The organism is Microbacterium sp. Z6_144 (genome assembly GCF_057197625.1).
Map to the genome: position 1 here is coordinate 2,145,915 of NZ_JBXVPT010000001.1, position 11,899 is coordinate 2,157,813.

Annotated in this window: 13 protein-coding genes; 1 reads left to right on the forward strand and 12 read right to left on the reverse strand. The window is 69.4% G+C overall.

The features are described from left to right. Positions 1–177 precede the first annotated feature (177 nt). The 10 genes from pheT to infC all read right to left on the reverse strand — a co-directional run bounded on the left by pheT (position 178) and on the right by infC (position 9,558). Positions 178–2,733: a phenylalanine--tRNA ligase subunit beta gene (pheT, locus tag AC2DGY_RS10500; RefSeq protein ID WP_484509634.1), complete on the reverse strand. Its 2,556-nt coding sequence runs from the start codon at positions 2,731–2,733 to the stop codon at positions 178–180. Beyond that, entirely contained in the window at positions 2,733–3,773 is a 1,041-nt protein-coding gene (gene pheS / locus AC2DGY_RS10505; RefSeq protein WP_484509635.1) for a phenylalanine--tRNA ligase subunit alpha, read from the reverse strand. The genes pheT and pheS overlap by 1 nt, the downstream gene beginning before the upstream one ends. A gap of 45 nt (positions 3,774–3,818) precedes the next feature. Further along, on the reverse strand, positions 3,819–4,727 hold the full coding sequence (locus AC2DGY_RS10510; protein WP_484509636.1) for an amino acid ABC transporter permease: 909 nt from the start codon (positions 4,725–4,727) through the stop codon (positions 3,819–3,821). Next, the gene (locus tag AC2DGY_RS10515) at positions 4,724–5,380 is read right to left on the reverse strand and encodes an amino acid ABC transporter permease (protein ID WP_484509637.1); all 657 of its coding nucleotides are present in this window, start codon (positions 5,378–5,380) and stop codon (positions 4,724–4,726) included. The genes AC2DGY_RS10510 and AC2DGY_RS10515 overlap by 4 nt, the downstream gene beginning before the upstream one ends. 91 nt (positions 5,381–5,471) lie before the next feature. Next, positions 5,472–6,377 (reverse strand): glutamate ABC transporter substrate-binding protein, encoded by a 906-nt coding sequence (locus AC2DGY_RS10520; RefSeq protein WP_484509638.1) that lies wholly within the window; start codon positions 6,375–6,377, stop codon positions 5,472–5,474. Positions 6,378–6,470: 93 nt separating this feature from the next. Then, a complete protein-coding gene (locus tag AC2DGY_RS10525) occupies positions 6,471–7,235 on the reverse strand; it encodes an amino acid ABC transporter ATP-binding protein (RefSeq protein WP_484509639.1) in 765 nt (254 codons plus the stop codon). Between the two features lie 82 nt (positions 7,236–7,317). Continuing rightward, positions 7,318–8,118 (reverse strand): TrmH family RNA methyltransferase, encoded by an 801-nt coding sequence (locus AC2DGY_RS10530; protein ID WP_484509640.1) that lies wholly within the window; start codon positions 8,116–8,118, stop codon positions 7,318–7,320. A gap of 108 nt (positions 8,119–8,226) precedes the next feature. Then, the gene (rplT, locus tag AC2DGY_RS10535) at positions 8,227–8,610 is read right to left on the reverse strand and encodes a 50S ribosomal protein L20 (protein ID WP_484509641.1); all 384 of its coding nucleotides are present in this window, start codon (positions 8,608–8,610) and stop codon (positions 8,227–8,229) included. Positions 8,611–8,639: 29 nt separating this feature from the next. Next, on the reverse strand, positions 8,640–8,834 hold the full coding sequence (gene rpmI / locus AC2DGY_RS10540; protein ID WP_484509642.1) for a 50S ribosomal protein L35: 195 nt from the start codon (positions 8,832–8,834) through the stop codon (positions 8,640–8,642). Between the two features lie 49 nt (positions 8,835–8,883). Continuing rightward, positions 8,884–9,558: a translation initiation factor IF-3 gene (infC, locus tag AC2DGY_RS10545; RefSeq protein WP_484510003.1), complete on the reverse strand. Its 675-nt coding sequence runs from the start codon at positions 9,556–9,558 to the stop codon at positions 8,884–8,886. 213 nt (positions 9,559–9,771) lie between these two features. Here infC and AC2DGY_RS10550 point away from each other — a divergent pair, with 213 nt between their 5' ends. After that, positions 9,772–10,176: a DUF1844 domain-containing protein gene (locus AC2DGY_RS10550; RefSeq protein ID WP_484509643.1), complete on the forward strand. Its 405-nt coding sequence runs from the start codon at positions 9,772–9,774 to the stop codon at positions 10,174–10,176. Between the two features lie 177 nt (positions 10,177–10,353). On the opposite strand, the gene AC2DGY_RS10555 is transcribed toward AC2DGY_RS10550, so the two are convergent. Beyond that, positions 10,354–11,124: an SseB family protein gene (locus tag AC2DGY_RS10555; protein ID WP_484509644.1), complete on the reverse strand. Its 771-nt coding sequence runs from the start codon at positions 11,122–11,124 to the stop codon at positions 10,354–10,356. Continuing rightward, positions 11,108–11,854: a bifunctional 1-(5-phosphoribosyl)-5-((5-phosphoribosylamino)methylideneamino)imidazole-4-carboxamide isomerase/phosphoribosylanthranilate isomerase PriA gene (gene priA / locus AC2DGY_RS10560; protein WP_484509645.1), complete on the reverse strand. Its 747-nt coding sequence runs from the start codon at positions 11,852–11,854 to the stop codon at positions 11,108–11,110. The genes AC2DGY_RS10555 and priA overlap by 17 nt, the downstream gene beginning before the upstream one ends. Positions 11,855–11,899: the final 45 nt, after the last annotated feature.

Here is an 11,899-nt window from a genome sequence, read left to right on the forward strand (position 1 = left end):
CACGGCCACCCCGCACGGCGTGTCTCCTGAGTTTTGAACGCCGACAGGCCGCACCGGGTACCGACACCCGGCGCCACGCCGCGAGGCCCGGTCTGTTCAAAACTCAGGAGATTCCGCCCCATCGGGGCCCCCACGGCCACCCCGCACGGCGTGTCTCCTGAGTTTTGAACGGCAACGTCAGTCGCGGATGCTGGCGCCGAAGCGCTCAGCGGCGACCGCCACGCCGGCGAGCTTGGCCTCGGTGGCCTCCGCGGACGTGAGCGTGCGGTCGGGCGCGCGGAACCGCAGTGCGTACGTGAGGCTCTTGCTCCCCTCCGCCACGCCCTGCCCGCGGTAGTCGTCCACCAGCCGCGCGGACTCCAGCAGCGCGCCGGCGCCCTCGACCAGCGCGGAACGCACCTCGGCCGCCGGCACATCGGCGCCCACGACGAGGGACACGTCCTGCGTCGCTGCCGGGTATCCGGACAGGGATGCGGCGACCACGGGCCCACCGGTCCGCTCCAGGAGCAGGTCGAGGTTCAGCTCGGCCACCGCGACACGACCCGGAAGGTCGGCGTCGGCGGCGACGGAGGGAAGCAGTTCGCCCACGTAGCCCACCTCGGCGCCGCCCACCGTGAGCACGCCGGTGCGGCCGGGGTGAAGGGCCGCGCGCCGGCCCTCGGCGACGCCGATCTCGACTCCGGCTGCGGCCCCGATCGTGCGCACCGCGTCCAGCGCGTCGGCGACGCCGAAGGGCTCGGCGTCGACGCCGGGCTGCTTGGCCACCCGGTTGCCGGTGAGCAGCACCGCGACGTGGCGGGGCTGCGGGGGGATCGCCGCGTCGAGTTCTGCCAACGTCGCCGCATCCGGACGCACGGCCGGCTCCGGGACGATCTCGGTGCCGTAGGTGACACCGGGCTCGGGGAGGAACACCGTGCCGGTTTCGAAGAGGGCGAGGTCGGTCAGCCCGCGGGAGACATTGCGGTGGGCCACCTGGAGGAGCCCGGGCACGAGCGAGCGCCGCAGGAACGGCGCCTGTCCGTCGAGCGGGTTCGCGAGCTTGACGCTCGGGAGGTGCTCGCCCCCGGCCGACCCGTGCAGGTCGTTCTGCTCGGCGGTGGTGAAGCCGAAGGACGGCGTCTCGACGTATCCTGCGGCCGCCAGCGCGTTCGCGACACGGCGCCGCCCCTGCTGCAGCGGGGTGTAGCCGCGGCCGGACGGGGGGACGGGGAGCTCCGACGGGATGCGGTCGTACCCGGTGATGCGCGCGACCTCTTCGGCAAGGGTCCATTTGTCGGTGAGGTCGGGGCGCCACGACGGCGGGATGACGATCCAGGCGCCGGCGGCGGCGTCTGCTTCGGTCACGTCGCACCCGATGGTCTCGAGCGCGCCCGTGATCTCGGCATCCCGGTAATCCACCCCGATGAGTCCGGAGACGAACCCCTTGGGCAGTTCGACCGCCTCGACGAACACCTCGGCGAAGATCGCTCCGCCCGTCTCGGTGTCGAGGGTGCCGCCGGCGTGCTCGACCATCAGGTCGGCGACGCGCCGCGCCGCGACGAACGGGATGAGGGGGTCGACGCCCCGCTCGAAGCGCCGCGACGCCTCGGACGGCAGCTTGTGACGGCGCGCGGTGCGGGCGATGGTGACCGGGTCGAAGATCGCCGCTTCGATGAGGACGTTGCGGGTCTGCCCCGTCATCTCGGTCTTCCCGCCGCCCATCACGCCCGCCAGACCGATGGGGCCCGACTCGTCGGTGATCAGCAGGTCTTCTGCGCTGAGCGTGCGCTCCTTGCCGTCGAGCGTCGTGAGCTTCTCGCCGTGGTGCGCCCGGCGCACCGTGATGCCGCCGGTCAGCGTGTCCAGGTCGTAGCCGTGGATCGGGTTGCCGAGCTCGAGCATCACGTAGTTGGTGATGTCGATGAGGATGCCGAGAGACCGGATGCCCGCGAGGGTGAGCCGTGCCACCATCCACGGCGGCGTGGGCCTGGTCGGATCCACGCCGCGGACGATCCGGGCGACGAACTCGCTCGCCCCGACGCGTCCCCGGATCGGCGACTCGTCGATGACGGCGACCGGGAACCCGCCGGTGGGCTGGTCGAGCTCTTCGAAGGGGCGGTCGCCCGGGTCGCGGAACGCCGCCCCCGTGGCGTGGGAGTACTCGCGTGCCACGCCGCGCAGACTCAGGGCGTACCCGCGGTCGGGCGTGACGTTGATCTCGACGGCGACGTCATCCAGCCCCAGCAGCGCAATCGCGTCGGTGCCGACCTCGGGGTCGAGGCCGAGTTCGGTGAGTCGCAGGATTCCGCTGTGCTCCTCCCCCAGCCCCAGCTCCTTGGCCGAGGCGATCATGCCGTCCGAGACATGGCCGTACGTCTTGCGCGCGGCGATCGGGAACGGACCGGGGAGGACGGCGCCCGGAAGGGTCACGACGACCTTGTCACCGACGAAGAAGTTGCCCGCCCCGCACACGATGCCGCGGACATCCCGGTCACCGCCGCCAGCGGCGGTGTCGGTCCCTGAGCCTGTCGAAGGGCCGACGTCCACCTGGCACCAGCGGATGGTCTTGCCGTTGGACTGCGGCTCCTCGACGAAGTCGACCACCTGTCCGACCACGATCGGGCCGGTCAGGCCGAACCCGTGGACGTCCTCCTCCTCGAAGCCGACGGAGACGAGGGAGGCGAGGATGTCTTCGGGCGTGGCGTCGGCGGGAACGTCGACGTACTCACGCAGCCACGCGATGGGAACGCGCATCAGACCACCATTCCGAACTGCTCGCTGAAGCGGATGTCACCCTCGGCCATGTCGCGCATGTCCTGGACGTCCGAGCGGAACATCAGCGTCCGCTCGAAACCCATCCCGAAGGCGAAGCCGGAGTACACCTCCGGGTCGACCCCGGCCGCGCGCAGCACGTTGGGGTTGACCATGCCGCATCCGCCCCACTCGATCCAGCGCGCCCCGCCCTTGAAGGTCGGGTGCCACAGGTCGAACTCGGCCGAGGGCTCGGTGAACGGGAAGTAGTTCGCGCGCATCCGCGTCTTGGCCTCTGCTCCGAACAGCTGCCGGGCGACATGGTCGAGGGTGCCGCGGAGGTGGGCCATGGTGATGCCCTTGTCGACCACGAGCCCCTCGAACTGGCTGAACACCGGGAGGTGCGTCGCGTCGAACTCGTCGGTGCGGTACACCCGGCCGGGCGACACGATGTAGATCGGCAGTTCGCGGGTCAGCAGGGAGCGCATCTGCACGGGGCTCGTCTGCGTGCGCAGCAGCAAGTGGCGCGAGACCGGATCGACGTAGAAGGTGTCCTGCATCTGGCGGGCGGGGTGGTCGGCGTCGAGGTTCAGGGCGTCGAAGTTGTACCACTCGTGCTCGAGCTCCGGGCCCTCCACGATCTCCCAGCTCATCCCGACGAAGATGTCGGCGACCTGGTCCTGCAGGAGGGTGAGCGGATGCCGCGCACCGACGCGGGCGCGCTGCGGGAGCGCCGTGATGTCCAGGCGCTCCGCCTCCAGCTTCGCCGCGGTCTCCGCCTCGGCCAGCGAGGCCTCGCGAGCGGCGAGCGCCTGGTTCACGCGGCCGCGCGCCTGCCCGACGAGCTTGCCGAACTGCGCCTTGTTCTCCGGTGCCACGTCCCGCAGGCGGGCATTGAGCCGCGCGAGCGGCGACCCCTCGCCGGAGTGTGCAGCACGAGCGGACTTCAGGTCGGCGGTGCTGGCGGCGGCGTCGATGGCGGCGAGAGCCGCATCCACGGCGGCGTCGACCGCTTCAGGGGTGATCTCGGGGGCGTCGGACACGAGAGTCGAGTCTACCGACGGGCGGGCGGCGCCCCGTTCGTGTGGTCAGCTGGCGCCGTTGTACTTGCCCGGCGCCCGCTGGGCGACGATCAACTCGGTGTCGGTGACCTCCTGGGTGGGCTGGTTCGCCCCCGCCACCCGCGCGACCCTCGGCGAACGGCGCAGGCGTCGCTCGACCGCGGTGGCCACTCCCGAGAGGATGAGGCAGAGCCCGATGTAGATCGCCGCCACGATGATCGTTGCCGGGACGATCGGAGAATCCAGGGACGCCTGCGAACCGATGAAGCGCGCGTAGAAGAGCAGCTCCGGGTACGTGATGATGAAGCCGAGCGCGGTGTCTTTCAGGGTGACGACCAGCTGCGCGATGATCACGGGCATCATGGCGCGGATCGCCTGCGGCAGCAGCACCAGGCGCATGACCCCGCTCTTGCGGAGCCCGATCGCGTAGCCCGCCTCCCTCTGCCCGCGAGGAAGCGACTCCACCCCGGCCCGGATGACCTCGGCGAGCACCGACCCGTTGTACGCGATGAGCGCGATCACGACGGCCCAGTAGGGATCCATCCGCACACCCAGCACCGGGAAGCCGTAGTAGAGCAGGAACATGAACACCAGCACGGGGATGGCGCGGAGCACTTCGATGACGGCCGTGAACGGCCAGCGGATCCAGGCGTGATCCGACAGGCGCCCGATCGCGAGGACGAACCCGAGGACGAGGGCACCGACGGCTGCGACCGCGAACGCCGACAGCGTGCGTAGCGTCGCCAGACCGATCTGGAGCCACACGTTGGTGTACGTGAAGGCCGACCACTTCTCCGCGGTGAACTGTCCGGTCGCGGCCAGGCGCCACAGGAAGAACCCGGTCACGGCGAGCACGACGAGGATCGTGAGCACCCCGAGGATGCGGTTGCGGATGATGGCGCGGGGGCCGGGTACGTCGTAGAGAACGCTGCTCATCGCGCTACCCTCCATCGGTTCTCGAGGCTCCGCTGAAGCCACGAGAGGAGGAGCACCAGTGCGATGAAGATCACCATGACCCACAGGATCACGACGAACTGGTTCTCACCCCGCTCGCTCAGATAGTTGCGGACGGAGCCGAGGTTCACCACGGAGAAGCCCGCTGCCACGGTGGTGTTCTTCAGGAGGGCGATGAAGACGCTGACCATCGGGGGGATGACCGAGCGGAACGCCTGGGGCATCACGACGAGCGACATCACCTGGCCGAACGTCAGCCCGAGGGCGCGGGCGGCTTCGGCTTGACCCACCGGGACGGTATTGATTCCCGAACGGATGGTCTCCGCCACATACGTGGCCGTGTAGATGCCCAGGGCGCAGATGGCGAGGATGAGGGAGACCTGGCCGGTCAGCCGGAGACCGAGAAGAGGCGGCAGCGCGAAGGCGAAGCCGAAGAAGACCAGAGTCAGCGGCGTGTTGCGGATCGTGCCGACGTAGATCGTCCCGACCGCGCGCGCGACCGGTATCGGGGAGACCCGCATGGCACCCACGATCGTGCCGAGGACCAGGGCCAGGACGCCGCCGCCGGCGAACAGGATCAGCGTGCCGAGCAGCGTCTGCCACCAGAGATCAAGGTTGTCGGTGATGACGCTCACGGCGACTCCTCTTCATGGACGGTCCCACACGGTGGTGGATGGTCGGGATGGGCGTGGGAGCGGCCGAGAGGCCACTCCCACGCCCCCGCACTCACTCCTCGACGGCGGGCTGCTCGGCCTCGATACCGGCCGGTGCCAGGTGCTGCTCGAACAGCGCCGTCCACACGTCGCCGCCGTCGGTGAAGACGGCGTTGATGTGGCCCTTGAGCGCGGTGTCGCCCTTTTCCAGGCCGACGCCGTAGCGCTCCTCGCTGAAGGGCTCGCCGGCGATCTTCAGGACGTCGGGCTCGAGCGCCACGTAGCCGGCGAGGATCGCCTCATCCGTGGTGATCGCATCGACCGAGCCGGCCTTCAGCTGCTCGACGCACTGGGAGTACGTGTCGTACTCGACGGCGTCGCCGGGGTTGTACTCGTCGCGGATGCGCTGCAGCGGGGTCGAACCCGTCACCGAGCACACGATCTTGCCGGCGAGGTCGTCCGGGCCGGTGATGTCCTCGTTGTCGGCGGCGACCAGCAGGCCCTGACCGGTGATGAAGTAGGGACCGGCGAAGTCGATCTGCTGCTTGCGCGCGTCGGTGATCGAATAGGTGCCGACGTAGTAGTCGATGTCGCCGTTGACGATGGCCTGCTCGCGGTTCGCGGAGGGGATCGTGACGTACTCGATCTGGTCTTCGTCGAAGCCCAGGGATGCGGCGATCCAGCGCGCGGTGTCGACGTCGAAGCCGGTGCGCTCGCCCGTGGCGGCGTCTTCGTAGCCGAGGCCGGGCTGGTCGTTCTTGACGCCGACGATGACGCCGTCGCGCTCGACCATGCGGTCGTAGGTGGGGCTGTCGGCCAGGTCGACATCGGTGGCAACTTCCCACAGGGCTTCGGTGCCGGGCGTTTCCCCACCCCCGCCGCCGGTTCCGGCGGTGGGTGAGCCGCTGTTGCAGGCGCTGAGGGTGAGCATGGCGACGGCCGCGAGGCCGATGCCGCTGAGGATTCGTGAGGTTCGCATGTGAGATCTCCTTGATGCGGGCTACTGCGGGGCGATGGTGCGGGGTGGGGCGGTGCGCGGGGCGCAACGGCCTCTTGTCGGCGGATGGTGCGGTCAGTGCGTGATCAGCTTGGAGAGGAAGTCCTTCGCACGGTCCGACTGCGCGTTGGTGAAGAACTCCTCGGGGGTCGCCTCTTCGACGATGAGCCCGTCCGCCATGAAGACCACGCGATCCGCGGCCTTGCGGGCGAACCCCATCTCGTGGGTGACGACGACCATCGTCATCCCGTCCCGGGCAAGCCCGACCATGACGTCGAGGACCTCGTTGATCATCTCGGGGTCGAGGGCGCTGGTGGGCTCGTCGAAGAGCATCAGCTTGGGCTGCATCGCCAGCGCACGGGCGATCGCCACGCGCTGCTGCTGTCCGCCCGAGAGCTGGGCGGGGAGCTTGCCGGCCTGCGCGTCGATCCCGACGCGCTCGAGCAGCCGGTGGGCCTCGCGTTCGGCGTCGGCGCGCTTCATCCCCCGCACCTTGATCGGTCCGAGGGTCACGTTCTCGAGGATGGTGAGGTGCGCGAACAGGTTGAACGACTGGAAGACCATTCCCACGTCCGCGCGCAACTGCGCGAGAGCCTTGCCCTCCTTGGGCAGCTCGGCACCGTCGATGGAGATGGTTCCGGAGGTGATCGTCTCGAGCCGGTTGATCGCGCGGCAGAGCGTCGACTTGCCCGACCCGGACGGGCCGATGACCACGACCACCTCACCGCGACCGATGGTCAGGTTGATGTCCTTCAGCGCTTGGAAGTCGCCATAGTGCTTCTGCACATCCTCGAGCACGACAAGAGGATCGCCTGGGGCACGGGCGTCGGGGGTCACCATAGTGACACCCTAGGAGGGCAGTGCACACTGACCAAGGATTGACCGGCGGCTTTATCGACTTGTAACAGCAGGGGCCCGGCGGTCAGTGGCCGGCACGCTGCGCGAAGGCCGTCTCGTACAGGCAGACGCTTGCCGCGGTGGCAAGGTTCAGCGACTCCGCACGACCGTAGATCGGCAGGCGCAGGGTGAGGTCGGCCTGGGCGAGCGCGCTCTCTTCGAGTCCGCGCGCCTCGTTGCCGAACAGCCACGCGGTGGGCTCGGCCAGCACCGCGCGCGAGTCGAGGAAGTCCGTTCCGGCGACATCGGCGGCGACGACCCGCATCCCGGCGCCGTGCGCGCGCTCGACGACGGTTTCCAGCTCCACTCCGACCACGATCGGCAGGTGGAAGAGCGATCCGGTCGTGGCGCGGACGACCTTCGGGTTGTACGGGTCGACCGTGCGACCGGTGAGGACGATCGCGTCGGCCCCGGCGGCGTCGGCGGCGCGGATGATCGTGCCCAGGTTCCCCGGGTCGCGGACCTCCTCGCAGATCGCGACCAGGCGAGGGGAGTCCGCGAAGACGTCCTTCAACGCCGTCGGTGACTGCTGCGCGACGGCCACGATGCCCTGCGGGGTCACGGTGTCGGCCATCGCGTCAAGCACGTCCTCGGTCGTGAACTGGATGTCCAGACCGGCCGCGCGCGCGGCATCCCGGACGTCACCGTGCCGCTCCATCGCCGACGGTGTCGCGAACAGTTCCAGCACCGTGGCCGGCACATAGGCGAGGGCCTCGCGGGCGGCTTGGGGGCCTTCGAGGAGGAAGAGCCCCGTCTCCTGGCGCGCGCTGCGCTTACTCAGTTTCGCGACCGCGCGAACGCGCGGCGAGCGGGGGTTCTCCAGCACACCCTCAGTGTATGGGGACGCCTGCTCCCCGCCGACCACCGACGCCCGGGAGAACGTGAAAAAGGGGCGCCCTCCGAAGAGGACGCCCCTTTGACGTGGATGCGAGATTTACGCGGTCTTCGCGGCGTTCACGTCGCCGGGCAGCGCGTTCTTCGCGGTGGCGACGAGCGACGCGAACGTCGCCGGCTCGTTCACCGCGAGCTCGGCGAGCATGCGACGGTCGACCTGCACGCCGGCGAGTCCGAGACCCTGGATGAAGCGGTTGTACGTGATGCCGTTCGCGCGGGCAGCGGCGTTGATGCGCTGGATCCACAGGCGGCGGAAGTCGCCCTTGCGCTTGCGACGGTCGCGGTAGGCGTAGACGAGGGAGTGGGTGACCTGCTCCTTCGCCTTGCGGTACAGGCGCGAACGCTGTCCGCGGTAGCCGGACGCGCGCTCGAGGATGACGCGACGCTTCTTGTGGGCGTTGACGGCCCGCTTGACTCTAGCCATTTCTTCTATTTCCTAACGTGCGACGGCGCTCAGATGCCGAGGAGCTTCTTGGCGACCTTCGCGTCGCCCTTGGCGAGGACCTGGTCCTGCGACAGGCGACGGGTGCGCTTGGTGGGCTTGCCTTCGAAGTTGTGACGGAGTCCCGCCTGCTGCTTCATGATCTTGCCGCTTCCGGTGACCTTGAAACGCTTCTTGGCACCCGAGTGGGTCTTCTGCTTCGGCATGTGTCTTCCTTCGTTGTCTTTCCCGCTCGGGCGGGCGTAGTGGGGGGCCTCAGTCGGCCGCGGCCTCGGTGGACCGGGCCTGGTCGGCCGTGTCCTCGTCGTCGGCGTGTCCGTCGCCACGGGCGGCCGCACGAGCGGCTTCCCTGTTGGCGGTGCGCTGGGCGTTCTGCTCGGCTTTGGCCTCGGACTTGTTCTTGTGCGGGGCCACGACCATGACCATGTTGCGTCCGTCGATGGTCGGGTTGGATTCGACGGTGCCGAATTCTGCGACGTCTTCGGCGAACTTGCGCAGGAGGCGCACTCCCTGCTCGGGCCGTGACTGCTCGCGACCGCGGAACAGGATCATGGCCTTCACCTTGTCGCCGGCCTGCAGGAAGCCTTCGGCGCGCTTGAGTTTGGTTATGTAGTCGTGTGCCTCGATCTTCAGGCGGAACCGCACCTCCTTGAGGACGGTGTTCGCCTGGTTGCGACGCGCTTCCTTGGCCTTCTGCGCAGCCTCGTACTTGAACTTCCCGTAATCCATGATCTTGACCACGGGGGGTTTCGAGTTCGGGGCCACCTCGACGAGATCGAGGTCGGCCTCTTGGGCCAGGCGCAGCGCCACCTCGATGCGGACGACGCCGACCTGCTCACCCGCGGGCCCGACGAGGCGGACCTCGGGGACGCGGATGCGATCGTTGGTGCGGGGATCGCTGATATGGAACTCCTCTTCTGCGGATGTCAGCCACCGCGCCGCAGGTGCGGCGGGAGCGGAAGAGGAATACACGCCACCCGGCACGACGTTCTCAACGCCGGCTTCTCGCACCCGAACAGCCCCGCAGAACGGGACGGAGTGCGTGGACCCGGTAGCCTGGAGCGGCGAACGGGTGGGATGGAATCCTCTTTCGTCCGAAGCAGAACGCTCCGGAGCCCGCCAAAGTCTACCAGAGAGAACCCTGTGCACACGATCCCCGACAGCGAACCCACCCCTGACCCGGATGCAGAGCGTCTGGCCCGCTGGGAAGAGCAGGAGCGCATCGCCGCATCCGCTTCTCGTGACATCGCCGACGTACCGGCGGTCGAGGTCATCACCACCACGGCCGTCCACCTGCTGAGCGCCGCTGCGGTCAAGGTCGGTCTGGCCGATGACCCCGAGAACCAGACCGACCTCGACGAGGCGCGGAAGGTCATCAACGCGCTGGCCGGACTGGTCACCGCCGGAGCGCCGGAGATCAGCGACATGCACGCCCGGTCACTCCGCGACGGCCTGCGCTCGGTGCAGCTGGCCTTCCGCGAGGCCTCGGTCATCCCCGACCCCATCGGCAAGGGGCCGGGCGAGAAGTGGACGGGACCCGTCACGTGACTCGGCCGGGCTCCTAGCTCTCGGCTCCCAACACCGCTCCACGCGCCGGATAACGAGGAAATCACGCAAATCGAGGATGGCTGGAGCCGAACCGGACCTCGATTCGCGAGAACTCCTCGATTTCCGGGTACGCGGCTGCGGGCACGGGAGCGGCTGCAAGAGCGGACCCCGTGAAGGCTAGGACGAGCGGTGGAGTTTCACCGTGAGGGAGTCCACCAGCACGGCGATGCGATCGTCGGCGGCCCAGCGGCGGGCGACGCGGGCGAGCACGGCGTCCAGCTCCTCCTGGTCGAGGCCCTGCATCAGGTGCAGATGGACGACGAGTTCGGGGCCGCGCAGCCGGGACGACGGGTCTCCGGGCTCGACCGCGAGGTCCAGGACGGCGAGCTCTCCGGAGATGCTCTCCTGAAGCCCCGTGAACACGTCCGCCGACAGATGACTCGGCTCCCACGCCAGACCCTGCCCGATCGCCCACACCGCCGGTCGCCGCAGCACGAACTCCGTCTCGGACCCTGGGTCGATCACGATCAGATCCGTGTCATCGGATGCGGCAGCCAGCGCCGTGCGCACTCCGTCGGCCGGCACCGGTCGCGCCGACGCATCCCACCTCCCCATCGCCCCCACGGAGGAGAAGACCGGGAGCACTTTGCGGCCGTCGGGGGCGGCGACGGTCACGATCGACAGCTCCTGCGTCTTGTCGACGGTCAGCCCGTGCGCGCCGACACCGGAGTCGCCCTTGTCGGCGATCAGCGGAATGAGCAGGCGCGCGTGGCGGTAGGCGTCGACGACGGCGACCGCATCCCCGCTGCCCGCGCGGAACGCCGTCAGCGCCGCGAGCAACGACGGGTCGGCCGACCCGTCATCGCCGGAGTGAGGGTTCGCTTCGAACCGGCGTCCCTCCCATGGCACGCCCGCCGAATCGGCGCCGGGGTCAGGCTCCGGCGACATCCAGCGCCTCGGCCAGCGTGAAGGCACCGGCGTACAGGGCTTTGCCGACGATGGCGCCCTCGACCCCGAGCGGCACCAGTTCGCGGAGGGCGACGATGTCATCCAGGCTCGAGACGCCGCCGGAGGCGACGATCGGTTTCGGGGTACGGGAGGCCATCTCTCGCAGCAGCTCGAGATTGGGGCCCTTCAGCGTGCCGTCCTTGGTCACATCGGTCACGACGTATCGGCTGCATCCGGCGTCCTCGAGCCGGTCCAGCACCGTCCACAGGTCGCCGCCGTCGCGCGTCCACCCGCGGGCGGCGAGGGTCGTGCCGCGCACGTCCAGCCCCACGGCGATGACATCTCCGTAGCGGCCGATCACATCGGCCGCCCATTCGGGGTTCTCCAGAGCCGCCGTGCCCAGGTTGATGCGCGCGGCGCCGCTGTCCAGCGCCGCCTGGAGCGACTTGTCGTCGCGGATGCCGCCGGACAGCTCGACCTGGACGCCCCGGACCTGCCTGATCACCTTGCGGAGGATCCCCGCGTTGCTCCCCCGACCGAACGCCGCATCCAGGTCGACGAGGTGAATCCATCGGGCACCCTGTCGCGCCCACTCGGCGGCGGCATCCACGGGGTCGCCGTAGCTGGTCTCCGTGCCTGCCTCGCCCTGGGTCAGGCGCACGGCCTTCCCTCCGGCGATGTCGACGGCGGGCAGCAGGATCAGCTCGGGGCTGGACGCGAAATCGTTCATGGTTCCTCGTGCGTACGGACGGCGGGCGCCCGCGCTGGGCACAAG

Bases quoted from the DNA above. Each gene is read 5' to 3' on its own strand.
- pheT (WP_484509634.1), bottom strand. From the start codon at position 2,733: ATGCGCGTTCCCATCGCGTGGCTGCGTGAGTACGTCGACGTTCCCGCC.
- AC2DGY_RS10510 (WP_484509636.1), bottom strand. From the start codon at position 4,727: ATGAGCAGCGTTCTCTACGACGTACCCGGCCCCCGCGCCATCATCCGC.
- AC2DGY_RS10520 (WP_484509638.1), bottom strand. From the start codon at position 6,377: ATGCGAACCTCACGAATCCTCAGCGGCATCGGCCTCGCGGCCGTCGCC.
- AC2DGY_RS10525 (WP_484509639.1), bottom strand. From the start codon at position 7,235: ATGGTGACCCCCGACGCCCGTGCCCCAGGCGATCCTCTTGTCGTGCTC.
- rplT (WP_484509641.1), bottom strand. From the start codon at position 8,610: ATGGCTAGAGTCAAGCGGGCCGTCAACGCCCACAAGAAGCGTCGCGTC.
- rpmI (WP_484509642.1), bottom strand. From the start codon at position 8,834: ATGCCGAAGCAGAAGACCCACTCGGGTGCCAAGAAGCGTTTCAAGGTC.
- AC2DGY_RS10555 (WP_484509644.1), bottom strand. From the start codon at position 11,124: ATGTCGCCGGAGCCTGACCCCGGCGCCGATTCGGCGGGCGTGCCATGG.
- priA (WP_484509645.1), bottom strand. From the start codon at position 11,854: ATGAACGATTTCGCGTCCAGCCCCGAGCTGATCCTGCTGCCCGCCGTC.